We start from the raw sequence: 26,271 nt of genomic DNA, 5'->3' as shown, positions 1-26,271 counted from the left end.
CGGATTCTCCATGGGCGCAAGCATTCTCACCGCGAAGAACCTTAGCAAAGTGGTTCCCAGCGCGGAAGGTGAACTGACCATCCTGCACGAACTCAGCCTGGAACTGAACAAGGGCGACAGCCTGGCCATCGTCGGCGCGTCCGGCTCCGGTAAATCCACCCTGCTCGGCCTGCTCGCCGGCCTCGACCTGCCAAGCAGCGGCGAAGTCGTGCTCGCCGGCCAGTCCCTGAGCAACCTCGACGAAGACCAGCGCGCACGCATTCGTGCCGAACACGTGGGTTTCGTCTTTCAATCATTCCAGTTGCTCGACAGTCTCAACGCCCTGGAAAACGTCATGCTGCCGCTGGAACTCGACGGCCGCAAAGACGCCCGCGGTCGCGCCACCGAATTGCTGCAGCGGGTCGGCCTCGGTCAGCGCCTGACGCACTCGCCGCGCCAGCTCTCCGGTGGCGAGCAGCAGCGTGTCGCCATTGCCCGAGCCTTCGCTGCCGAGCCGGATGTGCTGTTCGCCGACGAACCCACCGGCAACCTCGACAGCCACACCGGCGAGCGCATCAGCGATTTGCTGTTCGAACTGAACAAGGAACGCGGCACCACCCTGGTGCTGGTGACCCACGATGAACGCCTGGCCCATCGCTGCCGGCGTCTGATCCGACTTGAAGCCGGCCTGCTGGTCGCCCCCCTGGAGCCTTGATGGCACGTCTGCCGCTGTTGCGTCTGTTCAGCCTTGCCCTGCGCCAACTTATGCGCGATGCCCGCGCCGGGGAGTTGCGGGTGCTGTTCTTTGCCTTGCTGGTGGCCGTGGCGGCGAGTACCGCCATCGGCTACTTCGGCGCTCGTCTGAATGGCGCCATGACCTTGCGCGCCACCGAATTTCTTGGCGCGGACCTGGTGCTCGAAGGCAGCTCTCCCGCCCGAACGGAACAGATCAAGAGCGGCACCGAGCTGCGCCTCGACCATGCGCAGATCGTTGAATTTTCCAGCGTCATCGCCACCGACAACGGCATTCAGTTGTCGAGCATCAAGGCTGTCGACCGTGCCTATCCGCTGCGTGGCGAACTGAAAAGCGCCCCGGCACCGTTTGCTGCCGAAACGTCGGGCGGCGAACCACAGCCGGGAGAAGCCTGGGTCGAATCGCGCCTGCTCACGGCGCTGGACCTGAAGATCGGCGACAGCATCGACGTCGGCATGAAAACGTTGAAGCTCACTAGGGTGCTGACTTACGAACCGGATCGCGCCGGCAACTTCTACAGTCTGACGCCACGGGTGCTGATCAACCTCGACGACCTCGCCGCGACCGGCGTGGTCCAGCCTGGCAGCCGGGTGAGCTACCGCGAACTGTGGCGCGGCGAACCCAACGCCTTGGAAACCTATCGCCAACTGATCAAACCTGGGCTTGCCGCCAATCAGCGAATTCAGGATGCCCGCGACGGCAACCGGCAGATCGGCGGTGCATTGGGCAAGGCCGAGCGTTACCTGAACATGGCCAGTCTGGTCGCCGTACTGTTGGCCGGCGTGGCTGTGGCCTTGTCGGCGAATCGCTTTGCCAGCCGCCGTTTCGATGCCAGTGCGCTGTTGCGTTGCCTGGGTCTGTCCCGGCGGGAAACCATGGTGCTGTTCAGCCTGCAACTGGCGGTGCTCGGCCTGTTCGCCAGCCTCAGCGGCGCCCTGCTCGGCTGGCTTGCTCAGCTGGGATTGTTCGCGCTGCTGCATGATCTGCTGCCGACCGACGTACCGCCGGGTGGCTTACTGCCGGCGCTGGCCGGGATCGGCACCGGGCTCGTTGCGCTGGCCGGTTTCGCTTTGCCGCCACTCGCCGCATTGGGCCGCGTTCCTCCTCTGCGGGTTTTGCGCCGGGACATGCTGCCGATTCCTTCGAGCACCTGGATGGTCTACGGTGCGGCACTCGGTGCGCTCGGGCTGATCATGTGGCGCCTGAGCCTGGATCTGCTGCTGACCTTTGCCTTGCTCGGCGGTGGCGTGGTCGCCGCGTTGGTGCTCGGTGGTTTGCTATTGCTGCTGCTCAACAGCCTGCGTCGCCTGCTGGCTCGCGCCTCCCTGCCCTGGCGTCTCGGTTTGGGTCAATTACTGCGCCACCCGTTGGCGGCGGCCGGACAGTCCCTGGCATTTGGTCTGATCCTGTTGTCCATGGCGCTGATCGCATTGCTGCGCGGTGAATTGCTCGACACCTGGCAAAACCAGTTGCCGAAAAACGCTCCCAACTATTTCGCCCTGAACATCCTGCCGGCGGACAAGCAGGCCTTCACTGATCACCTGATCAATGTCTCGGCTCAGGCTGCGCCGTTGTATCCTGTGGTGCCGGGACGTCTGATCAGCATCAACGGCGAGGCGGTGCAGCAGATCGTCAGCAAGGATTCGGCCGGTGACCGGGCGATCCAGCGCGACCTGAGCCTGACCTGGGCCGCTGACCTGCCGGCAGGCAACAAGCTCACTGCCGGTGAGTGGTGGAAAGATCAGCCACAGGACGATGTGCCCGGCGTGTCGGTGGAGGGCAAGGTCGCCGAAAGCCTCAAACTCAAACTCGGCGACCACCTGGTGTTCAGCGTCGGCGGGGTCAATCGCGAAGCGAAGGTCACCAGCCTGCGAGAGATCAACTGGGACAACTTCCAGCCGAACTTCTTCATGATCTTCCAGCCCGGCACTTTGAAAGATCTGCCGGCGACCTACTTGACCAGCTTCTATCTGGCGCCCGGTCACGACCAGCAGATTGTCGAGCTGTCGCGAGCATTCCCGGCGGTGACCATCCTGCAAGTCGAAGCCTTGCTCGAACAGCTGCGCAGCATCCTCGCCCAAGTCACCCTGGCGGTGGAGTACGTGTTGTTGTTTGTGTTGGCAGCCGGGATGGCGGTGCTGTTTTCCGGGTTGCAGGCAACCCTCGATGAACGCATTCGCCAGGGCGCGCTGTTGCGTGCGCTGGGGGCAGAACGGCAGTTGCTGGTCAAGGCGCGGCGGATCGAGTTCGGCCTGCTCGGTGCGGTCAGCGGCTTGCTGGCGGCCATCGGTTCGGAAGTGGTGAGTCTGGTGTTGTATCGCTTCGCGTTCGACCTGCCCTGGCACCCGCATCCATGGTTGCTGGTGCTGCCGTTGATCGGTGCGGCCCTGATCGGTGGCGCCGGTGTGTTCGGCACCCGTCGGGCACTGAATGCGAGCCCGCTGACAGTGTTGCGCGAGGGTTGATAGACTCCAGCCCTCAATACCACAAGAAGTTGCCATGAGCCGTTATCGCCCTCCCCGCACCGCTGGCACCGCGCTGATCACCCCCGAAGGTGAAGCGCGGATGCGCTCCGAATTCCATGAGTTGTGGCACGTACGCCGGCCACAGGTGACGCAGTCGGTCAGCGAGGCGGCGGCTCAGGGCGATCGTTCGGAGAATGCCGAGTACACCTACGGCAAGAAAATGCTGCGCGAGATCGACAGTCGCGTGCGCTTTCTCACCAAGCGCCTCGAGGCGCTGAAGGTGGTCAGCGAAAAACCGAGCGATCCGAACAAGGTCTACTTCGGCGCCTGGGTGACCATCGAAGATGAGGACGGCAAACAGTCGCGCTACCGCATCGTCGGCCCGGACGAGCTGGATCTGAAACTGGGCCTGATCAGCATCGACTCGCCGCTGGCCCGCGCCCTGATCGGCAAGGCGCTGGACGCCGAAGTTCGGGTACAGACGCCAACCGGCGAGCAATTCGTCTACATCGTGGTGATCGACTATCCCTGACACTCAGCGCCGGGCAATCAGACCCTGGCGGGCAACGCGGGTCAGCTGACGGATCATTTCCGGGGCGTCTTCAGCGTTGGGCGACTGGATCACCGCCAGGTCGAAACTGTCATCGGCAAAACGCGCGAGCGACTCGCCGTCTTCGACAAACTGGATCAGGAAGGCGGCAGGACCGCCGCTGCGACGTGGCCAGCCATCGAGATAACGCAACAGCGTCGGCTGGTGTTTGCCGCCAAGCAGGATTTTTGGATTGCGCTGGGTGATATGTGCCGTGATCGGCGCGGGACGTGCTGGAGGGCGAAGTGCATTCATCGTGTCGTGTCTCTGCCTCAAAAGTCTGCATGGCAGGTGAGAGGCAACACCGAACCAGCGCTTTAGCGGTATTTCGAAGCCCTGTTCCGGCTTCTGACGGCAACTGAAGAATAGTCACCTGGCGCCCCGCAAGTAGCTGTTTAAATCGGCGCATGAGCGGCATCCTAGAGAACGTGACCAGCCAGTGTCAAGAATCAGCCGCAACAAAAAAGGCCCGCACAATGCGGGCCTTTTGCTTGAACCAGAGCGGTCAACCGGCGATGGCGCGATCCACCGAGAGTTTGCCGGCGCCTTCGATCAGCACCGCGAGGCTGCCACCGAGCAGGGCCAGGGCGAACTCGTAACCGTTGTTGGCCATGAACAGACCGTTGTGGATGTGCACCGAGAAGATCGCGACCAGCGACAGGAAGGTCAGCCCCAGTGCCGCCGGGCGAACCAGCAGACCGATGATCAATGCCAGACCGGCGAAGAACTCAGTACCGCCCGCCAGAGTCGCCATCAGGTAACCCGGGGTCAGACCGATGCTTTCCATGTATTGCGCAGTGCCGGCCAGACCGTAGCCACCAAACAGGCCGAAGAGTTTCTGCGAACCGTGGGCGGCGAAGATCACGCCGACGGCAATGCGCAGAATGGTCAGACCGTAGCCGGCGCGGGTGAACAGGACCTTGTTGATCAGAGAGCTCATGTTTCGATTCCTTGTTGTGAGAAGTGCTTGTTGGTTGGCCGCCATATTAATCAGTTAAATTTATGTTAAAAGCGCAAATATTCCGCCATAACAATCAATTTATTAGATCATTTGCGTGAGACAACTTTCTGTCCCCGGGGCTCCAACGACTCCCGCTCCCGGTCGAACGCCAAGTAATACTTGTTCACGCTATTAACATAGCTGACGGCGCCCATGCCCACCTGCTCCATCGCGATGCGCTCGACCTGAAAGAACCACTGGTTCGGGTTCAGCCCACGGCGTCGGGCCTCGGCGCGCATGCCCTGCACACGCTCCGGGCCGATGTTGTAGGCAGCCAGGGTGAACGCCATGCGCTCGCGCTCGTTGAGCTTGGGGCTGTTGAAGAACTTGCGACGGATCATCGCCAGGTACTTGGCCCCGGCCTGCACATTCGCATCGAGATTCTGGATGTTGTTGACGCCGACCCGTTGCGCCGCGGACGGGGTGATCTGCATCAGCCCGGTAGGGCCTCCGCCGCCGCGTGCACTGGGTTGCAGTGCCGATTCCTTGAACGCCAGCGCTGCCAGGTTAAGCCAGTCCATGTTCTGCGCTTCGGCATGTTTTTGCAGGGTCGGACGCAGTTTTTCCAGGCGCTGGCGGTCAGCCTTGGCCAATGGATAGTGCACTTGATAGAGGCGGCGGTAGATCCGCAGAAACGCTGCATCTTCGTTCGACGGCGTCTTGTAACCGGTCAGGAAGCGGTCGATGCTCGCTCGCAGCATCGCGGCATCGCGCCGCACGAACCAGTACTCCTCGCCCGGCTCGCTGATCATCAACTGCCGGTCGAAGCGCAGTTTGGGCAGAATTTTCCCCCAGCGCTCGGCAATCGGTTGCTCGACGATGGTCAGGTGGAAGATCCCGCCCTGGACCATTTCCAGCACGTCCTCGACGGCCAACGTAGGATCGACCCATTCGATCTTGATCGGCGCCAGTTTGTGCAGCGCCAGTTTCTGGTTGAGCTGGCTGACCGCCTCCCCCGCCGCACTGCCAGTGGGCAGCGCCAGGGTTTTGCCGGCGAGTTGCTCGACCTTGGTGTAGCGCTTCTCACCCTTGATGCCGACCAGCACCAGCGGCACGTTGCTGGCGATCGGCTCGCTGCTGGCGACCGCGTGACCCGGTTGCAGATCGAGCAGCTCGCCCGGCGCTACCAGATCGCCTTCGCCACGCTGCAACGCGCCGAGCAATTGATCCTTGGCTTTGGGAATGATCTTGAGGGTAATTTCCTGGCCGTCGCGGGCGTGGCCATTGAGGTACTGCTCGAAGGCGCGCAAACGGTGATATTCGACGCCGATGGTCTGGCCCTGAACTTCGCCGGAGCTGTTGCGGCTCTGGTTGACCAGCACCCGCAGCACGCGGCTGTTGCGGATTTCGGTCAGGTCGCGGACCTTGGTGGCCGGCACGGCTTGCAGCGGCCCGGGCAGGCGCGCGACCGCCGTCATCGGCAGCAGCAACGAACCACACAGCAGTAGCAAAACCGAGGGACGAACCATCCACTCTCCGGAAAGAATACGGGGTGTTTTCACCGCTGAGCGGTCGCAAAACACCGACGAAAACAGAGCGCCTGAAGCGCTGACAAAGTGCGAGAGACTGGCACAGTGATGGCAACTCTGTCACCCCATCCTGTCTCGCGGCCTCAACAGACAGCCATAAGCCGTTGTAGTTCTTGGCTTTTCTTTTAAATCTACCGCTCTGATATGCTTTCCGGCCTTCGGCCCGAGGTAGCACCATGCAACTCATCGATATCGGCGTCAACCTGACCAACCCCAGTTTCGCCGACAAACACCAGGCCGTGCTCGACCGCGCCTACGCTGCCGGGGTCTGCCAACTGGTGCTCACCGGCACCAGCATCGAGGGCAGCGAACAGGCGCTGGAACTGTGCCAGCAACTGGATCCGGACGGGCAGCGACTGTTCGCCACCGCCGGTATTCACCCGCATTCGGCCAGTGACTGGAACGCCGACAGCGCACGGCGTCTGCGCAGTCTGCTGAAGGAATCGAACGTGGTGGCGGTGGGTGAATGCGGGCTGGATTTCAACCGTGATTTCTCGCCGCGCCCGCAGCAGGAAAAAGTCCTCGAAGAACATCTGGCCCTGGCCGTGGAACTGCAATTGCCGGTGTTCCTCCATGAGCGCGATGCGAGCCAGCGCCTGCTGGAAATCCTCCGTGATTTTCGTGATCAGTTGCCTGCCGCCGTGGTGCATTGCTTCACTGGCGAGCAGAAAGCGCTGTTCAGTTACCTCGACCTCGACCTGCACATCGGCATCACCGGCTGGATCTGTGACGAGCGTCGCGGCACCCATTTGCATCCGTTGGTGAAAGAGATCAAGCGGGGTCGGTTGATGCTGGAAAGCGATGCGCCTTACCTGTTGCCGCGCACACTACGGCCAAAACCGAAGAACGGACGAAACGAGCCGGCGTATCTGACCGAAGTGTTGCGTGAAGTGGCGCTGCATCGAGGTGAAAGCGAGGAAGACCTCGCGACCCACACCACCGCCTGCGCCCGGGCGTTCTACGGTTTACCTGCCCTGCCCTGAAACACTTCTACAAGCGCGGCGAATGCATCACTTGTTGATGCACATCAAGATCCGGACACCTGCGTAGCGGCACAATAATGGCACCTTGCCAAAACTGTTTCCGCTATCAGAGAAGACCTCCATGGGTGCCTGGCTTAGCAATATCTCGCTGAAATACAAATTCTGGGCGGTCAATGCGGTCGCCTTCGTCACCACCCTGTTGTTGGTCTTGTACGCGGTGCAGCTCGAACAGCAGGCCCGCAGCCATGCCGCTCAGGCCTCGGCGCAGGCACAAGCGCAATTGCTCAAGGCCTGGCCCGCAGGTCAGGCACTGCCCAAGAGCGATCAGGTGCTGACCTTCAAACGCGGTGAAGCGCCGCGCCTAAACGATCAACCGCTGCTGGAAATCACTGACAGCAACGGCTGGGTCGACATCAGCCACTTGCCTCTGTTCGGCGAAAACCCGTTGCTCGGCGCCGAGGTGTTTAGCCGCGCCGATGGCCAGGTCGCCGTCATTGCTTTCGCACCAAGCCTGAGCCAGGTATTCAGTGAGCGTTTCGCCAACTATGCGGTGGCAGTGTTCATTTTGATGCTGGCGATGCTCGGCGCTTCACAGTTGCTGATCCGCTTCCTGCTCAGCCAGCTCAACACGCTCAAGGACGTGATGCTGCACGTGGAAAAAACCGGCGATCTTTCAGCCCGGGTGCCGTTGGCCTGCAAGGACGAAGTCGGTCAGATGGCCAATGCCTTCAACGCGATGCAGGCCGGCTACCAGCGGGTGGTCACCACCGTGGCCAACACCGCGCGGCAACTGGACGTCGGTGCTGCGCGGCTGGCATCGAGCATGAACGAGGTGCGCCATGGCATGCTCGGCCAGCAGAGTGAAACCGATCAGGCTGCCACAGCGATCAATGAAATGACCGCCACCGTCTACCACATCGCCCAGCACGCCGGCGCCACTCGCGACCTGTCGCAGACCGCCGATGGTCTCGCCGGCAGCGGTCAGCAAGTGGTGACCCGCGTTCAGCATTCGATTGCCGGCCTGTCCAGCGGCGTGCAGCAGACCGCCGAAATGATCCAGCGTCTGGCTGAGGACAGCCAGAAGATCAACGGCGTGGTCAGCGTGATCCACAGCATCGCCGAACAGACCAATCTGCTGGCCCTCAATGCCGCCATCGAAGCGGCCCGCGCCGGGGAAATGGGCCGCGGGTTTGCAGTGGTCGCCGATGAGGTGCGTAACCTCGCCAAGCGCGTGCAGACCTCCACCGATGAAATCACCACCATGGTGTCGGCGCTGCAGGCCGGCACTCGCGATGCGGTGGACTTCATGCAGGAGAGTTCCTACAAGGCCGACGACTGCGTGCAGCAAGCGCAAGAGGCAGGAGAAGCGCTGGCGGAGATCACCGGGGCGGTGGCGCAGATGCGCGAGAGCAACACGCAGATTGCGGTAGCGGCAGAACAGCAGAGTCAGGTAGCCGAAGAGATGAACCGCGCCGTAGTGAGCATTCGTGATGTGACCGAGAACACGGTGCAGCAGACCGTGGATTCGGCGACCACCAGTAACGAGCTGGCGACGCTGGCCGGGGAATTGAACAAGGCGATCGGTCAGTTGAAGCTCTAGGGACAACATCAAGAATGGCCATTGTCCCTATCACTGCAATAGCCAACCTTGATTCGCCGCCCTGCCCGCCCGGGCCTATTCTTCAACCATGAATCGAACATGGATTGAGGAGCAACAACATGGGCAAACGTCACCCCAACCTTCCCGCGTGGCAATGGCGCGCATACCCGGCCAATCATCAGCACCCGACCAATCTGGTGTTGCACCTGATCGCCGTGCCGCTGTTCATCGTTGCGTTTCTGTTGATCGTCTCGGGCGTGTTCAGCCTGAGTCTGGCGAGCGTGGCGATTGGCGTGATCGGGATCGTCGCGGCGCTGGGTCTGCAGCGCCACGGCCACAGCCTGGAGGCGCAAGCCTCCGAGCCGTTCAGTGATCGCAAGGACGCAGTATCGCGCCTGCTGGTCGAGCAGTTTCTGACCTTCCCGCGGTTCTTTCTCAGTGGCGGCTGGTATCGCGCCTGGCGTGAACGCCATCGCCGTCATTGAGTCAGGCGAAGATTGTCACCGTTTGCCGGCTCATGGCGATCAGCTCACCCTGGGCGCTCCACAGCTTGGCAGCAACGTGGCCGTAGCCGTCGGCGGCATACTCGATGTCCGCCAGATATTGGCACCAGTCCAGCGTGCTCAAGTCGTGTAATGGCTGAACGAATTCGATGGTCCAGGTCAGCGTGCTGCCCGGTGCCGGTTTCTTCAGGTACGGCAACAGCGCGGGCGGCCAGGCATCGACCAGCGCCAGCAGATGCGCTTCGTTGACCGGTTCTTCCTTCACATCCCCACGCAAGCGCACCCAACCGCCCATCAGCCGCGACTGATTACCAGTGAACGGCATACCGCCGACACTCCAGCGCATCGCCAGATGGCGCATGAACTCCGGGGTCACACCTTTGATGTACGGCAACTCCTGGCACTCGTCCCAATGCTTCATCTCGGGCGCCGGATAGGCTTCAACCGCCACTTCCGAGGGGCGCGAAGCACCGAAGCTGCCTTGCACCATCGTCACCACCTGGCCGTTCTGCACGGCGCGTCCCAGCACTTGAATGACCGCTTTGCCTTCGCGCAGCACCTCGACCTCGAAGCTCACCGGCACCTCGGGCTCGACCGGGCCGACAAAACTGATGGCCAGCGAACGCACCGGCCGATCGGTGGGTACCTTGGTGCGCATCACTTCAAATTGCAGCGCGGCAACCAATCCGCCAAAACTGGCCCGGCCCTGGCCCCACTCGGCCGGAATGGTGACCTCCGGTTGACGACGGACAGCATCGATCAGATCGCAAAAGCGCATGGGAACCTCGGACACGAAAAAGGGAATGACCGGATCTTAACCAGCGCGGCAGAGCGGCGCAGCGTCCATTCCGGTCAAAGAGACTGACAGATAAGACAGCGCGCCGAGCTGAAGAGGGTTTCAGGACTTGAAGCAGGCGGCGCTGAGCTTTTCCAGCACCCGGTCAGCCTTGCTTTCGGCCTTGATCATGGTTGCCTGCCAGGTGGCGACGCAGGGTTGCAGATCCGCCTCCTGTTCGGCCTTCGCCAGCCATTGCCAGCAATCGTGCCAGTCACCCAGCGCGCCCTGTGCGGACTTCAGACGCTCCAACGCGGGTTTCGGCAAGCGATCGAGTTCGGGATAGGCTTCGATGCCGTAACGCACACGCTTGATCAGCAGGCGCAGGCGATGACGGTCGTGGGCCGGATCGTGCAGCGCCACGTCGAGGTTCTTCCATTGTTTGCCCAGGCGTTTTTCGATGCGTTTGTCCAGGTCATTGAGCAATCCCTGACGCTGGGACGCCCGCAGAAAACGCGGAAACGCGTCGAGGATCATCAGCAGCGAAGCCACTTCCGCACTCGCCGCCAATGCCGGATAAGCCTCGGCCATCTGCGCCATGCGCCGCTGCGCGGCCTCAGGTTGACCATGTTCGAGCAGGTACGCCGCCAGCACCTCGCGGTCGCGCCATGGCGTGGTCAGTTGCCCGACGCCGGCCGCCGCGACTTCCAGTTGCTCGACACCGGGCAAACCGCGCAACGGCCGCAACAGGCTGCGCAAGCGGCGCACGGTGGTTCGCAGATCATGCAGCGCCTCAGGGTCGGTCCGAGCGGTCAAACGTGCCTGACAGGCCAGCAGCCTGACTTCCAGGCTCAGGACATGAGCCACCAACCGGTCAACCAACGCAGACATTACTTGCTCCTGAATTCAATGACGCTGCATGAGTGTGCACCTGCGCAAGGCACCTGCACTTGCGCTACGTCAGCAGCTTAGCGCCCGGCGCGGGATTCGCGAATGTAGAAACGCGCCTTCTCGGCTTTTCTGCTGCAACCCTCGAATCCCTCGAATTGCTGCTGAGTCTTGGCCGCTGTCAGCAACGACAGGGCTTTGGAGTAGCTGACCGTGCCGGCGAAACCTTCGGCCTTGGCCAGATCCAGTTCATGCCACGCCGCGTCGAGCTGGCTGCCGCAGCTGTCGCGGTAGGCGGTCTTGCCAGCGCAACCGGCCAATGCCAGGGCAATCAAGGGCACACAGATCCAGGCTTTCATCACTTACACCTCAAAGATAGGTCAACAGTCGTGCAGTTAAGACGGTTCGGCGGCGAAAAAGTGCCTTGTGCCCCGTGAATCCACCGCACTGCGAAAGATAACGCCAGCGGGTCATGAAGTATCGAAATAACGACGCCACTGCCACCCCGAGCGACCGTGACGATTGTAGCCCGGCCCTCGATGGGTGCATTGTGGAAACCTGTCGGGAGGAAGTCTGATGAAAAAGCGTGTCGCACTGGTGCTGGGCTCCGGTGGCGCCCGGGGCTATGCCCATATCGGGGTCATCGAAGAGATTGAACGGCGTGGTTACGACATCGCCTGTATTGCCGGTTGTTCGATGGGCGCCGTGGTCGGCGGGATCTATGCCGCCGGCAAACTCGACGAGTACCGCAACTGGATCGAAAGCCTGGATTATCTCGACGTGCTGCGGCTGGTGGACGTGAGCTTTCGCCTCGGCGCGATCCGTGGCGAAAAGGTCTTCGGCCAGATCCGCAAGATCGTCGGCGAGATCAACATCGAAGACCTGCGCATCCCCTACACGGCGGTGGCCGCCGACCTCACCAATCAACAGGAAATCTGGTTTCAGGAAGGTTGCCTGCATCAGGCGATGCGTGCCTCGGCGGCGATTCCCAGCCTGTTCACGCCCGTCATGCAAGGCAACCGGATGCTGGTGGATGGCGGGATTCTCAACCCGCTGCCGATCGTGCCGGTGGTGTCGAGCCACTGCGATCTGATCATCGCGGTCAATCTCAACTCGACCAACCAGCGTCATTACAAATTGCCGGTGATACAGCGTCCCGCGGCGTTTCGCACACGCTTCGACAGCCTGATCAGTTCGCTGGGATCGAAGATGCCGTTCCGCCGCAAACAGGCCGAGCAATTGCTGTTGCTGGAACAGGAAGCGCTGCGCGCCGAAGCGGCGGAAATCAATCCGTGGGTCGAAGGCGCGGAGCCTGAAACCCAGCAACCGGCCGCCGCCCCCGAACGCGACGGCGCCCCGAAATCCGCCACCGGTTCGTTCATCATCGATAACGTCGGGCCGGCGTCATTGCTGGACTTGATCAACCAGAGTTTCGAGGTGATGCAGACCTCGCTGGCGCAGTACAAGATCGCCGGGTATCCGCCGGACATCCTGATCAACGTGCCGAAGCGGGTGTGCCGGTTCTTCGAGTTCTACAAGGCGCCGGAGTTGATCGCACTGGGTCGCGAGATCGCCCGGGACACCCTCGACCGCTACGAGAGTGAACAGAACTAAAGGCTGTTCTCGTTCAACAACCGATAACCAACGCCGGCCTCGGTCACGATGAATCGTGGCCGGGTCGGATCGTCCGCCAGTTTCTGCCGCAGATGCCCGACCACGATCCGCAGATAGTGACTGTCCTCGGTGTGGGTCGGGCCCCAGATGTCCTTGAGCAATTGCTGCTGGGTGATCACCCGTCCCGGATGCCGCGCCAGTTGCGCCAGCACGGCGTATTCCTTGCGGGTCAGGGCGACTTCGACGCCGTCGAGCAGCACCCGGCGATAGGCCAGGTCCACCGTCAGCGGGCCAAACACCAACGCCGCTTGCTGCGCTTCTCCGGCCGGCGCCTGGCGCAACAACGCGCGGACCCGGGCGAGAAACTCCTGAATGCCGAAGGGTTTGGTCACGTAATCATTGGCGCCGCCATCCAGCGCCTGGACCTTCTGCCCTTCGCTGGCACGCACCGAGAGCACCAGCACCGGCGCCGTGGCCCATTCGCGAAACTCGCGCAAAACTTGTTGGCCGTCCATGTCCGGCAGGCCGAGGTCGAGCACCAACAGGTCAGGTTTGTTCAGCGCAGCCTGAGCCAGGCCTTCGGCACCGGTGCCGGCCTCCAGCACTTTGTAGCCTTGGGAAACGAGGCTGATGCGCAGGAACTTGCGGATCTGCGGTTCATCATCGATGACCAAAATGGTCGCGGTCTGAGTCATGAGTTCACATCAACACAAAAGAGTGGCAAGAGAGTAGCGCAGCGCGGATCAGGCTTCACCGTCCATCCCCGGTTGCGCCTGCAAAGGCAGGTGCAGGGTGATGCAGGTGCCGTGTCCGTCGATACCGTCGCCGACACTGATCCGCCCGCCATGGGCGCCGACCATGCCCTGACAGATCGCCAGCCCCAGGCCGGTTCCCTGCCCGCCACGATCCCCCCGGGCGGCGGTGTAGAACATGTCGAAAATCTTCGCTCGTTCATCGACCGGAATCCCCGGCCCTTCATCGCTGACCGAGAAAAACACTTCGCTGTCATCCGCCCCGGCACGCAATTGCAGACGGCCGTGGGGCGGCGAAAACCGCGCGGCGTTTTCCAGCACGTTGACCAGCGCCTGTTCGATCAACGCGGCATGCACGAACAGCAGCGGCAACTCGGCCGGTACATCGGTGCTCACTTGCAACGATGACAGCACCGCCCGCAGGCGATTGAGCGCACTGCCGACGATGTCCGCCGGCGATACCCAGTCCCGCGCCAGTTTCAGGGCGCCGTGCCCGAGGCGGGTCATGTCCAGCAGGTTCTGAATGTAACGGTCGAGACGCTCGGCTTCATCGCGAGTGCCTTCGAGCAACTCGCGGCGATCCTCCAGCGGGATCGCTTCGCCGAGGGCCAGCAGGCTGTCGATACTGCCGCGCATCGACGTCAGCGGCGTGCGCAGATCGTGTGACACCGAGGCCAGCAAGGCACTGCGCAATTGTTCGGTTTCGCCGTGCAGACGTGCGGCTTCCAGGTCATCGGCCAGTTGCGCCCGGGCCAATGCCTGGGCCAGCGGCTGGCTCAGCGCGGTCAACAAGCGGCGGCGTTGCCCACTCAATGTCTGGCCTTCTTTGGCACACACACCGAGCAGCGCCAGCGGCCCGTCCTCCACCGACAGCGGCCACCACCACCAGCGACCGAACGGCAAGGTGCCGGTGCCCATGCCCGCCGGTTGATCGTGTTGCCAGGCCCAGTCGGCGGCGGCGCGTTCCGCTTCGGTGAATTGCAACGGCCCGCCGGTCTCGACTTTCCAGCCGCCCTGGCCATCACGATTGAGCAGGCACAATTGCAGATCGCTCCAGCCATTGAGGTGCTGGGCGGCGGCGCTGACCACGGCCTGACGATCGGTGGCGGCAGTGAGTTTGCGCGACAGGTCGAGCAGCTCGGTGGTCTCTTCCTGGGTATCGCGCAACGCCTGCAATTGCCGACGCTGACGCGCCGCCAGGTTACCGGTGAGCGCCGCCATCAGCAGGAAGAACAGCAAGGTCAGTACGTCTTCTTCGCGCTGGATAGCGAAGGAAAAATTCGGCGGGATGAACAGAAAGTCATAAGTCAGAAACGACAGTGCCGCACAGGCCAGCGACGGCCCCAGGCTGCTGCGCACCGCCACCAGCAATACCGCGGCAAGGAACACCAGCGAGATGTTCGGCAACGGCAATACGCTGGACACCGCCCACGCCAGCGCACTGGCCAACACCGTGGCCACCAGCGCCAGTGCGTAGTCGAACCACACCAGAGCGGGCGCCGTCCGCAGGCGTGCCGAATGTTGTTTGTGATCGCTGTCCAGCACGTTGATTTCCAGACCGTGGGACTGACGCAACAAACGCGCGGCCAGACCACCGCCGAACAAGCGCCGGCGCAGGCTCGGCCGCGACTGGCCGACCAGCACCAGACTTGCCCGGCGCTCGGTGGCGTGCTGGATCAAGGTCTTCGCCACTTCGCCGGCCCGCAACAACACCACTTCGCCGCCAAGCCGCTCGGCCAGTTGCTGGGCGCTTTGCAGGCGCAGGCGTGTTTGTTCATCGCGCACGCTGCCGTTATCGACGTGCACCAGACTCCACGGCAAATGCCGACGCTGGGCGACCCGACTGGCATGACGCACCAGCCGTTCGGCATCGGCATTGCCGTCGACCCCGACCAGCAAACGTCCGCGCACCGCCGGCGCAGCCTGGCCGAGCTGGCGATAGCCCTGGGCAAGATCGTTATCGACCTGCGCCGCGGCGGTCTGCATCGCCAGTTCACGCAGTGCGGTGAGGTTGGTCTGGGTGAAAAACGCATCGATGGCGGCGCGTGCCTGCTCCGGCACGTAGACCTTGCCCTCGCGCAAGCGCTCGAGCAGCTCCCGAGGCGGCAGGTCGATCAGCAGCAGTTCGTAGGCTTCCTGCAACACCCAGTCCGGCAGGGTTTCGCGCACCTGCACACCGGTGATGCCGCGCACCTGATCGTTGAGGCTTTCCAGGTGCTGGACGTTGACCGTGGTGTAGACGTCGATGCCGGCGGCGAGCAATTCCTGAATGTCCTGCCAGCGTTTGGCGTGACGGCTGCCGGGGGCGTTGCTGTGGGCCAGTTCATCGACCAGCACCAGTTTCGGTTTTGCTGCGAGCAGGCCGTCGAGGTCCATTTCCTCCAGCGTCACGCCGCGGTATTCCGAACGCACAAGCGGCAGTTGCGGCAAGCCGCCGAGCAGCGCTTCGGTTTCGGCGCGGCCGTGGGTTTCGACCACGCCGGCGATGACTTTCACGCCCTGACGCAACTGGCTGTGAGCCGCCTGCAACATCGCGTAGGTCTTGCCCACGCCCGGCGCGGCGCCGAGAAAAACCTTGAGCCGGCCACGGCCGTCGCGGGGCAGGTCTGCTAACAGCGCATCGGCGCGGCCGGAGTCACTCATGCTTGAAGGTCTCTTCCTGATTGATTCATTACAGCTTTTCCAGCGCCATGTTCAGCGCCAGCACATTCACCACCGGCGGGCCCACCAGCGGCTGTTCGATGTGTGCGTCCAGCAACTGCTGCAGAGTCGCCACCGGCACATTGCGCGCTGCCGCAACACGCGCCAGTTGATAGGCAATCGCGGCCGGTGGCAAGTGCGGATCGAGACCGCTGCCGGACGTGGTCAACAGCGCCAATGGCACCGGGCCCTGACCGGGCACCTGCAACTTGTTGGCGTCATCGATCACCCGGGTGGCCAACGCCGGATTGCTCGGCGCCAGGTTACTCGCGCTGCTCGAAACGGTGGCAAAGGCACCGGCCGAAGGACGTGGATGGAACCAGGCATCGCCGACAAAGTCCTGAGCGATCAGGGACGAGCCGCGCACCTTGCCTTCCGCGTCATGCACCAGGCTGCCGTTGGCCTGCTCGGGGAATGCGACTTGCGCGACTCCGGTGACCACCAGCGGATAGGCAACGCCGGTGACCAGGGTCATCAGCACCAGCAGGCTCAGGGCCGGACGGATCATTGTGGACATTTCAGACTCCTCGAATTCGTGCTTGAAGCGGTGTGCCCGGCACACCGCTGTTCAGGTTCAAACCAGATGCAACGCCGTCAACAGCATGTCGATCGCCTTGATCCCCACGAACGGCACCAGAATCCCGCCCAGGCCATAGATCAGCAGGTTGCGTCGCAACAGCGCCGCCGCACTCGCGGCCTGCACCCGCACGCCGCGCAGGGCCAGCGGAATCAGCACGACGATGATCAGGGCGTTAAAGACGATGGCCGACAGGATCGCGCTCTGCGGACTGCTCAGGTGCATGATGTTCAGCACGCCCAGTTGCGGGTAGATCGCAGCGAACAGCGCCGGCAGGATCGCGAAGTACTTGGCCACGTCGTTGGCGATGGAAAAAGTCGTCAGCGCACCACGGGTCACCAGCAATTCCTTGCCGATCTGCACCACGTCCAGCAGTTTGGTCGGATCGCTGTCGAGGTCGACCATGTTGGCCGCTTCGCGCGCCGCCTGAGTGCCGTCGTTCATCGCCATGCCGACGTCAGCCTGGGCCAGCGCCGGGGCATCGTTGGCGCCGTCACCGCACATGGCGACCAGGCGACCGTCGTTCTGCTCGTGACGGATGCGCGCCAGTTTTTTCTCCGGTGTCGCTTCGGCCAGCACGTCGTCGACGCCTGCTTCAGCGGCAATCGCGGCAGCGGTCAGCGGGTTGTCGCCGGTGACCATCACCGTGCGAATCCCCAGTTTGCGCAGCTCGGCGAAACGCTCGCGGATACCCGGCTTGACCACGTCTTTCAGATGAATCGCACCGAGCAGTTTGCCATCAGCGCAGACCAGCAACGGCGTGCCGCCGCTCTGGGCGATCTTGTCGATTTCACGGGACAGGCTCGGGGCCAGATCCGAACGTTGTTGACCGATGAACCCCAGCAACGAATCCACTGCACCTTTGCGGAATACGCGGCCCTGATAGTCGACACCGGACAAGCGGGTTTCCGCGCTGAACGGCACGGCGGTCAATACCTCCAGCGCAGGTTCCGCTTGCGGATGCAGGCCACGCAGGTACTCGACGATGGACTTGCCTTCGGCGGTTTCATCGGCAAGCGATGCGAACAGCGCGCCTTCGGCCAACTCGCGGCCGCTTACGCCGGGAGCGGCATACACCGCGCTGCAACGACGGTTGCCGAAGGTGATGGTGCCGGTCTTGTCCAGCAGCAACACGTGCACGTCACCCGCCGCTTCCACTGCACGACCAGACTTGGCAATCACGTTCAGGCGCACCAGACGATCCATCCCGGCGATACCGATCGCCGACAGCAGACCGCCGATGGTGGTCGGAATCAGCGTGACCAACAGCGCCACCAGGAACACCAGCGGCAGGCTGCCATTGGCAAAGTGGGCGAACGGTTGCAGGGTCACGACCACCAGCAGGAAGATCAGGGTCAGGCCGATCAGCAGGATGTCCAGCGCCACTTCGTTCGGGGTCTTCTGGCGTTTGGCGCCTTCAACCAGCGCGATCATGCGATCCAGAGTCGACTCACCAGGGTTAGCGGTGATTTTCACCATCAGCCAGTCAGACACCAGACGCGTGTTGCCGGTGACGGCGGAACGGTCGCCACCGGACTCGCGGATCACTGGCGCCGATTCACCGGTAATCGCGGCTTCGTTGACCGCCGCGATGCCTTCGATGACCTCGCCGTCACCGGGGATCATTTCCCCGGCCTCGACGCGCACCACATCGCCCTTGCGCAGGCTGGCGGCCGGCACTACCTGGAAGCTGCCGTTGGCCAGTTTGCGACGGGCGCTCAGGCCTTCGCTGCCAGCCTTGAGGCTGTCGGCGCGGGCCTTGCCACGACCTTCGGCCAGCGCTTCGGCGAAGTTGGCGAACAGCACGGTGAACCACAGCCACAGGGCAATTTGCGCCGCGACGAAGGTCGGCACGACGTTGTCCGGAATGAAGCACAACACGGTAGTGAAGATCGCCGTCAGTTCGACCACCAGCATCACTGGCGAGCGCACCAGTTGGCGCGGGTCGAGCTTGACGAACGCTTGCACCAGCGCCGGACGCCACAGGGCGCTGATCGCGGTTTTGGGCGCTTCTGCCGACTTGGCAGCTACCGCAGGTTTTGAAGCTGGAACATGCATATTCATGATGGATTCCTTAGAAGCCCATGCTCAGGTGTTCGGCAATCGGGCCGAGCGCCAGGGTCGGCAAGAAGGTCAGGCCGCCCACCAGCAAAATGGTCACGGTCAACAGGGTCACGAACAGCGGGCCGTGGGTCGGGAAGCTGTTCTGGCCGATCGGTGCGGTTTTCTTCATCGCCAGGCTGCCGGCCAGGGCCAGTACCGGGAGGATGTAACCGAAGCGACCGATCAACATGCCCAGACCCAGCATCAGGTTATGGAACGGTGTGTTGGCACTCAGGCCACCGAACGCCGAACCGTTGTTGGCGCTGGCCGAGGTGTAGGCGTAAAGCAACTGGCTGAAACCATGGGGGCCAGGGTTGCTGATGGTCGCCGCCGGGCCAGGCAGTGCAGCGGCAATCGCGCCCAGCACCAGCACGCCGACCGGCATCACCAGCAAGGTAACGACCAGCAATTGCACTTCGCGGGCCTGGAGTTTCTTGCCGAGGTATTCCGGGGTGCGGCCGATCATCAGGCCGGCGAGGAATACCGCGATCAGCACGTTCAGCAACATGCCGTAGAGCCCGGCACCGACACCGCCGAAGATCACCTCGCCGACCATCATGTTGACCAGCGCCACCATGCCGCTGAGCGGGTTGAGGCTGTCATGCATGCCGTTGACCGAACCGTTCGAGGCCGCGGTGGTGGTCACCGACCACAGCACGGTGGCGGTGGTGCCGAAGCGCGATTCCTTGCCTTCCAGCGGCGCGGTCTGTTCGACGGCCACGTTGTTCAGCGCAGGGTTCGGCTGATACTCGGCCCACAGCGAAGTGGCGCCGCCGATCAGGAACAGCGCGAGCATGCAACCGATGATGGCGCGGCTCTGACGCAGGTCCTTCACGTAATGGCCGAAGGTGAACACCAGCGCGACCGGGATCAGGATGATCGAGGTGACTTCAAACAGGTTGCTCCACGCGGTCGGGTTCTCGAACGGATGCGCCGAGTTGACGCCGAAGAAACCACCGCCATTGGTGCCCAGTTGCTTGATTGCAATCTGGCTGGCCGCCGGGCCGAGCGGGATCACTTGATCGACGCCTTGCATCGTCACCGCATTCACATATTGCGCGAAGGTCTGTGGCACGCCCTGCCACACCAGGTACAGCGCCAGCAGCAGGCACAGCGGCAGCAGGCCGTAGAGAGTGGCGCGAGTCATGTCGACCCAGAAGTTACCGAGGGTCTTGGTGGACTTGCGACCGATGCCACGGCACAACGCAACCAGTACCGCGAGGCCGGTGGCGGCGCTGACGAAGTTCTGCACGGTGAGGCCGACCATCTGGCTCAGGTAGCTGAGGGTCGCTTCACCGCTGTAGGACTGCCAGTTGGTGTTGGTCATGAAACTGACGGCGGTGTTGAACGCTTGCGTCCACTCCTGGCCCGGCAGGTTTTGCGGGTTCAGCGGCAAGTGATCCTGGAACAACAGGATCGCGAACAGCAGCAGGAAACCCGCCAGGTTGAACGCCAGCAGCGCCAGCGTGTACTTCTGCCAGCTCTGTTCGTCCTGCGGATTGACCCCGGCCACGCGATAACAGCCGCGCTCGACCGGGCCGAGAATCGGCGTCAGCCAGGTGCGCTGACCTTCCATTACCTTGTAGTAGAAGCGCCCGAGGAACGGCGCCGGCAGCAACACCAACGCGAAAAACGCGAGGATCTGCCAATAGTCATAACTGTGCATAGCCGCTCCTAGTTCCGGTCCGCGCGCAACAGCGCAACCAACAGATAAATGAACAGCCCCACTGCCAGCAGCAGGGACACCCCGTCCAGAACGCTCATGGAAGATCTCCGTGTTACGGCGTATTGCCGCGTGTGGAGGCATTGTCGGAAAGGAGGCTGTAAAGGAACGAGACCGAGGGTGCGTGCGGGGCATAAAGAAAGCGTAAAGAGTGGGTTTATGCCTTCTTTACGACGGTATCCGGTGGGTGGTGCACCTGACTGGCGCACAGAAATGTGCGCTATCGAGTGGCGAACATCCCCGATACGACAGCTTTCAACGCATTACGACCCGCCAATACAAAATGGCACGCCCACTGCACACGCCCTCCCCCGAGCTTTCCAAACCGTTCAGGGAGCAAAGGCATGAACACACAACTCAAACCCACGCTGGGCACGTTGCATCTGTGGGGTATCGCGGTGGGGCTGGTGATTTCCGGGGAGTACTTCGGCTGGAGTTACGGCTGGGGCGTTGCGGGAACACTGGGCTTTCTGGTGACGTCATTCATGGTCGCGACCATGTACACCTGCTTCATTTTCAGCTTCACCGAACTGACCACGGCGATTCCTCACGCGGGCGGGCCGTTCGCCTACAGTCGCCGGGCGTTCGGTGAAAAAGGCGGATTGATCGCAGGCCTGGCGACGCTGATCGAATTCGTCTTCGCCCCGCCCGCGATTGCGTTGGCAATCGGTGCCTATCTGAACGTGCAGTTTCCGGCCCTCGATCCGAAACACGCGGCGGTCGGCGCGTACATCGTCTTCATGGGACTGAACATCCTCGGTGTGAAACTGGCAGCGACCTTCGAGTTGATCGTCTGCGTGCTGGCCGTCGCCGAGTTGCTGGTGTTCATGGGCGTGGTTGCACCGGCCTTCAGCTTCAGCAACTTCGCGCTCAATGGCTGGGCCGGCTCGGACGTTTTCGGCGCACCGGCAATTGCCGGGATGTTCGCGGCGATTCCGTTTGCGATCTGGTTCTTCCTTGCCATCGAAGGCGCGGCCATGGCCGCCGAAGAAGCCAAGGATCCGAAACGCACGATTCCCAAGGCCTACATCAGCGGCATTCTGACCCTGGTGCTGCTGGCGATGGGCGTGATGTTCTTTGCTGGCGGCGTCGGCGACTGGCGCACCCTGTCGAACATCAACGACCCGTTGCCACAGGCGATGAAAGCAGTGGTCGGCGACAATTCCGGCTGGTTGCACATGCTGGTGTGGATCGGCCTGTTCGGTCTGGTGGCGAGTTTCCACGGGATCATTCTTGGTTACTCGCGGCAGTTTTTCGCCCTCGCCCGCGCCGGTTACCTGCCTGCCTCGCTGGCGAAGCTGTCGCGTTTCCAGACGCCGCACCGGGCGATCATCGCCGGCGGAATCATCGGCATTGCCGCCATTTACAGCGACGGTCTGATCAACCTCGGCGGCATGACCCTCACCGCCGCAATGATCACCATGGCCGTGTTCGGCGCCATCGTGATGTACATCATGAGCATGCTCAGTCTGTTCAAGCTGCGCAAAACCGAACCGAATCTGGAGCGGACTTTCCGTGCGCCGTGCTACCCGCTGATCCCGTTCATCGCGCTGGTGCTGGCGGTGGTGTGCCTGGTGGCGATGGCCTGGTTCAACGCACTGATCGGGCTGATCTTCCTCGGTTTCATGGCGGTCGGATTCGGCTATTTCCTGCTCACTGGCCAGTTGCGCGCGAACGCGCCGGCCGATGCGATGCTGACCGGTCAATAGAAGCTGTGCGGGTGTACCGGGCATAACCGGCCTAGAATGGAACCACTGCGATTTTCCATCGCTCAAACGTGGTAAGCAGCATCGCCCGGCGAAATCCTCGCCCGGCGACCTGCCATTAAGGAGAGCCGCTATGCCCTGGTATGCCTGGTTGATTCTGGTCGTTGCAATCGGCTCGATCGTGGGGGGTCTGATGATGCTGCGTGACACCGCCAACAAGGTCGAACTGACCGAGGAACAACGTCAACGCGTCGCGCAACGCAATGCCGAAGCGGACGTCAAGGACGCGCAGGACCGCTGAACGAAAAACCCCGCCTGAATCGGCGGGGTTTGTTTTTCTATTGCGGTTACTTTTCCCAGTCAGCCTTGGCAATGTGCAAGCCATGCAGGCCTTTGTACGCCGCACGTTCTGGCTGGCTCCAGCCTTCGAGCAGCGAATCCTCCAGGCGATAGATTTCCACACCCAGCGGACGGCACACACTCAACGGATCCTGCGCATCCGGCCCCCACATCGCCAGCGACAGATCACCGCCAGGACAGGTCGATAACGCACACAGCAAGTCGATTTCCGCAAAAAACTCCAGATAGTCACCCTTCTGCGCCGGACAGGCTTTCATGAAGTACAGGTCATCGTGGTTAAGGCCCGTGCACTGGAAGATATTGAGCACGTCATGCACGTCGAACTCGGTCAGACCGTGCGGTAGCACGGCGCGGGTCAGGTTGGAGTGGCAGTGATGATGAAAGTCTTCGCCGGTGAGCATTTTGTTCACATAGGGATCGCAGCGCGTACCGAGCAAATCGTGCAGGCGCCCGCCGTGCTCGTCGATGCCATAACCGGCCAGGCTGTCATCGGTGATGGTGACCATTGGCCGCAGAAAAGGCAGGTTCGACCAGAGGCGATCGTGGGTGCTGACATGGGCGCCCTGCAGTTGCCGGGTCCGGGCCGCCCACATCCGTTCGCGCGGGTCGTGGGCATTCCACACATTGAAGTCGCCCACCTGCGGCCCCACCGGTGTGGTGACACGAAACACATGCCCCGCGGGAACGTGCCAGGCGCGGCCGGTGCGGATCGGCACTTCGAATTGCTCGATCAGGGTCCGCGCGGCCTTCTGGTCGCGAATCCGCTCATAAAACGGCGCATTGACCTGCAAGGCCGAGCCCTTACTGACTTGATAGGCGGCCGGATAGTCTTTGTACATGGTTCTCCTGCTCCTTCGATGATGGCAACTTCGTGAGCTGCAACCACTATCCGTGCCAACCGTTAATGGCTGTTACGAACATGTTGGATTCATCGGCAGGCTTTTTAGAAGTAGAAGTACAGTCACCATTCAATTCTCATTGGTTAAGATGGTGCTCTTGTTGCGGAGAGTTTAAATGCGTTACTCGCAAGATCATAAAGCCCAGACCCATCAGCGCATCATCAAGGAAGCGTCCGAACGGTTTCGCAAGGACGGCATCAGCGCGACCGGACTGCAACCGTTGATGAAAGCGCTGGGCCTGACCCACGGCGGCTTTTATTCGCATTTCAAATCCAAGGACGACCTGGTCGAAAAAGCCCTGCAAGCCGCCGGCGATCAGGTCGCAGGCTTGTGCGAGGAACTGTTCGCCCAGGAAAAACCGCTGGAAGCCTTCATCGATACGTACCTGTCCGAATGGCACCAGACCTCGCCTCATGAAGGCTGCCCGCTGCTGACCATTTCTTCGGAACTGGGATTGCGCGGCCAACCGAGCCCGACCAGCGACGCCGTGCTGAAAGCGCGTCTGGATCAGATCCAGAACACCCTCGAAGGCGAGGACGCGGCCGAACGCAGCATCGTCATCATGGCCACACTGGCGGGCGCGCTCCTGCTCTCACGCAGCGTCGCGGATGCCGGGCTTGCCCAACAGATCCTCGACGTCACCCGCGAACACCTCAAGCGCTCCGAAGACTAATCCCGCCAACGCTTGAACAACACGCTCGCATTGACCCCACCGAATCCGAACCCGTTGGACAGCGCGTACTCGATCGGCATCGACCGCGCCTGACCGTGGACAATGTCCACGCCTTCGCTGGCCGGATCGGGATTGTCCAGGTTGAGGGTCGGCGGAACGACCTGGTCGCGGATCGCCAGCAGCGTGAAGATCGCCTCAAGGCCGCCGGCAGCACCCAGCAAATGCCCGGTGGCGGACTTGGTCGAGGTCACGGCGATTTTGTTCTGCGTTCCAAACACCGACTTGATTGCAGCCAGTTCACCCAGGTCGCCAACCGGCGTCGAGGTCGCATGCGCATTCAGATGCTGCACCTGATCCGGCGCGATACCGGCCTGAGCCAGCGCCAACGTCATGGCTCGTCGAGCTCCGCTGCCGTCTTCCGGTCCAGCAGTCAGGTGATAGGCGTCGGCGCTGGTGCCGTAGCCGACCAGTTCAGCCAGTGGCCTGGCACCACGGGCCAATGCGTGATCCAGCGATTCGATCACCAGCAGCCCTGCGCCTTCACCCATCACAAAACCGTCCCGGCCACTGTCGAACGGCCGCGAGGCTCGTTCGGGTGTTTCGTTGTAGCCGCTGGACAACGCCCGCGCCGCTGCGAAACCGGCAAGACTGACTCGATCGATAGACGCTTCTGCACCACCGCACACCGCAATATCGGCCTCACCGGCGCGAATCAGCCGAGCGGCGTCACCGATCGCCTGGACACCCGCGGCACACGCGGTGACCGGTGCGCCAATCGGACCTTTGAGCCCGTGCTGAATCGAGACATGGCCTGCCGCGAGGTTGACCAGAAACGACGGAATGGTGAACGGTGACAAACGCCGTGGCCCACGACTGTCGGTGGTACGCACGGCATCGGCAATCGCACCGAAGCCACCGACACCCGAACCGATGATGGTGGCCGTGCGTTCCTGAGCATTGGCGTCCGAAGGTTGCCATCCAGCTTGCTCCAGCGCCTGACGGGCAGCCTCCATGGCGAACAGAATGAAACGGTCCATCTTCTTCTGTTCTTTGGGCGGCGTCGCCCGATCCGGATCGAAACCGGCTTCGGCGTCTTCTTCCGTCGTCGGCACCACACCACCGACCCGGGCCGGCAGATCGGCAACCACCGCTTCCGGCAACTGGCGCAAGCCCGAGCGCCCGGCAAGCAGACGCTGCCAGACGACTTCGACACCACTGCCCAAGGGCGATACCAGGCCCATACCCGTGACAACTATTCGACGCTGATCCATATCGGGTTGACCTCTCACGACTCTTAAGTTTTTTACTTGTAACGGCTGGCCGCCGAACTGTGGGACAGGTTGGGCGCCATCACATGACGTGCGGCAACGAAGGCTTGCCACTCTGCGGCATCGGGCAGCGAAGGAATGGTGACGAGCTCACCCTGATCCAGCCCCGACAGCGCGGCATCCACCATCTCGCCCGCCTCCATGACCATCTCCGCCGGAATACCGCTGGCATCAAAACCGGAACGTTCCCAGATTTCAGTGCGGGTCACACCCGGCAATACCGCTTGCACCTTGACCCCGGTGCCTTCGAGCTCCGTATTGAGCGACTGAGTGAGGCTCAACACGTAGGCCTTGCTGGCACTGTAGGTGGCATTGAAACGTTCGGGGAACAAGGCGACCACTGACGCGATATTGATGATCGTGCCGCGCCCGGCCTTGGTAAACGCAGCGGCTGCGGCGGCTGCCAATCGGGTCAGTGTGGTGACGTTCAATTGAATCAGTTGTTCCAGCACCTCGGGATCGGCATTGGCCAGCAATCCATTGACCGCCACCCCTGCATTGTTCACCAGCAGGCTGATGCTGGAATCGCTGCGCAGGCGCTGCTCAAGCTTGAGCACTTCGTCCTTTTGCGTCAGATCAGCCTTCAATACTTCGACCTGGACACCGTGAGCGTCCCGCAGCCTGCCCGCAGCAGACTCCAGGCGCTCCTGATCGCGAGCCACCAGCAACAGATCAAAACCACGCGCCGCCAACCGCTCGGCATACACCGCACCAATGCCGGAAGACGCGCCCGTGACAAGCGCCGTACCTTGGGATTTCGGGGAATTCATG

General features: G+C 62.3%; 25 protein-coding genes. 10 read left to right on the top strand and 15 right to left on the bottom strand.

The window, feature by feature from the left end; all coding sequences use genetic code 11:
* Nucleotides 1-10 precede the first annotated feature (10 nt).
* From AC3WRD_RS14625 to greB, 3 genes are read left to right on the top strand one after another with little or no spacing between them, the layout of a single operon-like run.
* Nucleotides 11-694, top strand: coding sequence for an ABC transporter ATP-binding protein (locus AC3WRD_RS14625; RefSeq protein WP_085710774.1), 684 nt, complete (start codon nt 11-13; stop codon nt 692-694).
* Nucleotides 694-3,198, top strand: coding sequence for an ABC transporter permease (locus tag AC3WRD_RS14620; RefSeq protein WP_102620451.1), 2,505 nt, complete (start codon nt 694-696; stop codon nt 3,196-3,198). Before AC3WRD_RS14625 ends, AC3WRD_RS14620 begins: the two co-directional genes overlap by 1 nt.
* Before the next feature lie 34 nt (nt 3,199-3,232).
* Nucleotides 3,233-3,730: a transcription elongation factor GreB gene (gene greB / locus AC3WRD_RS14615; protein ID WP_102620452.1), complete on the top strand. Its 498-nt coding sequence runs from the start codon at nt 3,233-3,235 to the stop codon at nt 3,728-3,730.
* Nucleotides 3,731-3,733: 3 nt separating this feature from the next.
* Here greB and AC3WRD_RS14610 read toward each other — a convergent pair whose 3' ends face one another.
* The 3 genes from AC3WRD_RS14610 to AC3WRD_RS14600 all read right to left on the bottom strand — a co-directional run bounded on the left by AC3WRD_RS14610 (nt 3,734) and on the right by AC3WRD_RS14600 (nt 6,256).
* On the bottom strand, nt 3,734-4,042 hold the full coding sequence (locus tag AC3WRD_RS14610) for a hypothetical protein (RefSeq protein ID WP_096821060.1): 309 nt from the start codon (nt 4,040-4,042) through the stop codon (nt 3,734-3,736).
* A 250-nt stretch (nt 4,043-4,292) separates the two neighbouring features.
* Nucleotides 4,293-4,727 (bottom strand): DoxX family protein, encoded by a 435-nt coding sequence (locus AC3WRD_RS14605; RefSeq protein WP_096821059.1) that lies wholly within the window; start codon nt 4,725-4,727, stop codon nt 4,293-4,295.
* 107 nt (nt 4,728-4,834) lie between these two features.
* Nucleotides 4,835-6,256, bottom strand: coding sequence for an MltF family protein (locus tag AC3WRD_RS14600; RefSeq protein ID WP_096821058.1), 1,422 nt, complete (start codon nt 6,254-6,256; stop codon nt 4,835-4,837).
* Nucleotides 6,257-6,492: 236 nt separating this feature from the next.
* Here AC3WRD_RS14600 and AC3WRD_RS14595 point away from each other — a divergent pair, with 236 nt between their 5' ends.
* The 3 genes from AC3WRD_RS14595 to AC3WRD_RS14585 all read left to right on the top strand — a co-directional run bounded on the left by AC3WRD_RS14595 (nt 6,493) and on the right by AC3WRD_RS14585 (nt 9,384).
* On the top strand, nt 6,493-7,299 hold the full coding sequence (locus AC3WRD_RS14595) for a TatD family hydrolase (RefSeq protein WP_102620453.1): 807 nt from the start codon (nt 6,493-6,495) through the stop codon (nt 7,297-7,299).
* A 121-nt stretch (nt 7,300-7,420) separates the two neighbouring features.
* Nucleotides 7,421-8,899, top strand: coding sequence for a methyl-accepting chemotaxis protein (locus tag AC3WRD_RS14590; RefSeq protein WP_096821056.1), 1,479 nt, complete (start codon nt 7,421-7,423; stop codon nt 8,897-8,899).
* Between the two features lie 119 nt (nt 8,900-9,018).
* Nucleotides 9,019-9,384: an Mpo1-like protein gene (locus AC3WRD_RS14585; RefSeq protein ID WP_085730565.1), complete on the top strand. Its 366-nt coding sequence runs from the start codon at nt 9,019-9,021 to the stop codon at nt 9,382-9,384.
* A gap of 1 nt (nt 9,385) precedes the next feature.
* Here AC3WRD_RS14585 and AC3WRD_RS14580 read toward each other — a convergent pair whose 3' ends face one another.
* From AC3WRD_RS14580 to AC3WRD_RS14570, 3 genes are all read right to left on the bottom strand, one after another.
* A complete protein-coding gene (locus tag AC3WRD_RS14580; RefSeq protein WP_102620454.1) occupies nt 9,386-10,180 on the bottom strand; it encodes an acyl-CoA thioesterase in 795 nt (264 codons plus the stop codon).
* 120 nt (nt 10,181-10,300) lie between these two features.
* Nucleotides 10,301-11,068: a CHAD domain-containing protein gene (locus AC3WRD_RS14575; protein ID WP_102620455.1), complete on the bottom strand. Its 768-nt coding sequence runs from the start codon at nt 11,066-11,068 to the stop codon at nt 10,301-10,303.
* A 77-nt stretch (nt 11,069-11,145) separates the two neighbouring features.
* Complete coding sequence (locus AC3WRD_RS14570; protein ID WP_096821053.1) at nt 11,146-11,424, bottom strand: hypothetical protein; 279 nt, start codon at nt 11,422-11,424, stop codon at nt 11,146-11,148.
* A gap of 217 nt (nt 11,425-11,641) precedes the next feature.
* Here AC3WRD_RS14570 and AC3WRD_RS14565 point away from each other — a divergent pair, with 217 nt between their 5' ends.
* Nucleotides 11,642-12,679, top strand: a complete 1,038-nt coding sequence (locus AC3WRD_RS14565) for a patatin-like phospholipase family protein (RefSeq protein ID WP_096821052.1) — start codon at nt 11,642-11,644, stop codon at nt 12,677-12,679.
* Here AC3WRD_RS14565 and AC3WRD_RS14560 read toward each other — a convergent pair.
* The 6 genes from AC3WRD_RS14560 to kdpF are packed head-to-tail and all read right to left on the bottom strand — an operon-like array spanning nt 12,676 to nt 20,575.
* Nucleotides 12,676-13,374, bottom strand: a complete 699-nt coding sequence (locus AC3WRD_RS14560) for a response regulator (RefSeq protein ID WP_102620456.1) — start codon at nt 13,372-13,374, stop codon at nt 12,676-12,678. The genes AC3WRD_RS14565 and AC3WRD_RS14560 overlap by 4 nt on opposite strands.
* Nucleotides 13,375-13,422: 48 nt before the next feature.
* The gene (locus AC3WRD_RS14555; protein ID WP_102620457.1) at nt 13,423-16,074 is read right to left on the bottom strand and encodes a DUF4118 domain-containing protein; all 2,652 of its coding nucleotides are present in this window, start codon (nt 16,072-16,074) and stop codon (nt 13,423-13,425) included.
* Nucleotides 16,075-16,102: 28 nt separating this feature from the next.
* On the bottom strand, nt 16,103-16,648 hold the full coding sequence (gene kdpC, locus AC3WRD_RS14550) for a potassium-transporting ATPase subunit KdpC (RefSeq protein WP_096821049.1): 546 nt from the start codon (nt 16,646-16,648) through the stop codon (nt 16,103-16,105).
* Between the two features lie 57 nt (nt 16,649-16,705).
* Entirely contained in the window at nt 16,706-18,772 is a 2,067-nt protein-coding gene (gene kdpB / locus AC3WRD_RS14545) for a potassium-transporting ATPase subunit KdpB (protein ID WP_096821048.1), read from the bottom strand.
* Between the two features lie 10 nt (nt 18,773-18,782).
* Nucleotides 18,783-20,477 carry a potassium-transporting ATPase subunit KdpA gene (gene kdpA / locus AC3WRD_RS14540; RefSeq protein ID WP_102620458.1) on the bottom strand — a complete coding sequence of 565 codons (1,695 nt, stop codon included), beginning with the start codon at nt 20,475-20,477 and terminating at the stop codon, nt 18,783-18,785.
* An 8-nt stretch (nt 20,478-20,485) separates the two neighbouring features.
* Nucleotides 20,486-20,575, bottom strand: a complete 90-nt coding sequence (gene kdpF, locus AC3WRD_RS14535; protein ID WP_007899818.1) for a K(+)-transporting ATPase subunit F — start codon at nt 20,573-20,575, stop codon at nt 20,486-20,488.
* 303 nt (nt 20,576-20,878) lie between these two features.
* Between kdpF and eat the strand changes: the two genes are divergently transcribed.
* Both eat and AC3WRD_RS14525 read left to right on the top strand, forming a co-directional pair.
* Entirely contained in the window at nt 20,879-22,243 is a 1,365-nt protein-coding gene (gene eat / locus AC3WRD_RS14530; RefSeq protein ID WP_102620459.1) for an ethanolamine permease, read from the top strand.
* A gap of 130 nt (nt 22,244-22,373) precedes the next feature.
* Complete coding sequence (locus AC3WRD_RS14525; protein WP_102620460.1) at nt 22,374-22,541, top strand: DUF2897 family protein; 168 nt, start codon at nt 22,374-22,376, stop codon at nt 22,539-22,541.
* 46 nt (nt 22,542-22,587) lie between these two features.
* Here the strand turns inward: AC3WRD_RS14525 and AC3WRD_RS14520 are convergent, their stop codons facing one another.
* On the bottom strand, nt 22,588-23,439 hold the full coding sequence (locus AC3WRD_RS14520) for an urea carboxylase-associated family protein (RefSeq protein ID WP_096821044.1): 852 nt from the start codon (nt 23,437-23,439) through the stop codon (nt 22,588-22,590).
* A gap of 175 nt (nt 23,440-23,614) precedes the next feature.
* Here AC3WRD_RS14520 and AC3WRD_RS14515 point away from each other — a divergent pair, with 175 nt between their 5' ends.
* Nucleotides 23,615-24,172: a TetR/AcrR family transcriptional regulator gene (locus tag AC3WRD_RS14515; protein ID WP_102620461.1), complete on the top strand. Its 558-nt coding sequence runs from the start codon at nt 23,615-23,617 to the stop codon at nt 24,170-24,172.
* Here AC3WRD_RS14515 and fabF read toward each other — a convergent pair.
* Both fabF and AC3WRD_RS14505 read right to left on the bottom strand, forming a co-directional pair.
* The gene (fabF, locus tag AC3WRD_RS14510; protein WP_102620462.1) at nt 24,169-25,443 is read right to left on the bottom strand and encodes a beta-ketoacyl-ACP synthase II; all 1,275 of its coding nucleotides are present in this window, start codon (nt 25,441-25,443) and stop codon (nt 24,169-24,171) included. The two genes, AC3WRD_RS14515 and fabF, sit on opposite strands and share 4 nt — an antisense overlap.
* Before the next feature lie 32 nt (nt 25,444-25,475).
* Nucleotides 25,476-26,270 (bottom strand): SDR family NAD(P)-dependent oxidoreductase, encoded by a 795-nt coding sequence (locus tag AC3WRD_RS14505; protein WP_102620463.1) that lies wholly within the window; start codon nt 26,268-26,270, stop codon nt 25,476-25,478.
* Nucleotide 26,271: the final 1 nt, after the last annotated feature.

It is taken from the genome of Pseudomonas sp. FW215-R2, assembly GCF_058789255.1.
Note: the sequence above shows the minus strand (reverse complement) of the source record. Positions and strands in the feature narration are given on the sequence as shown.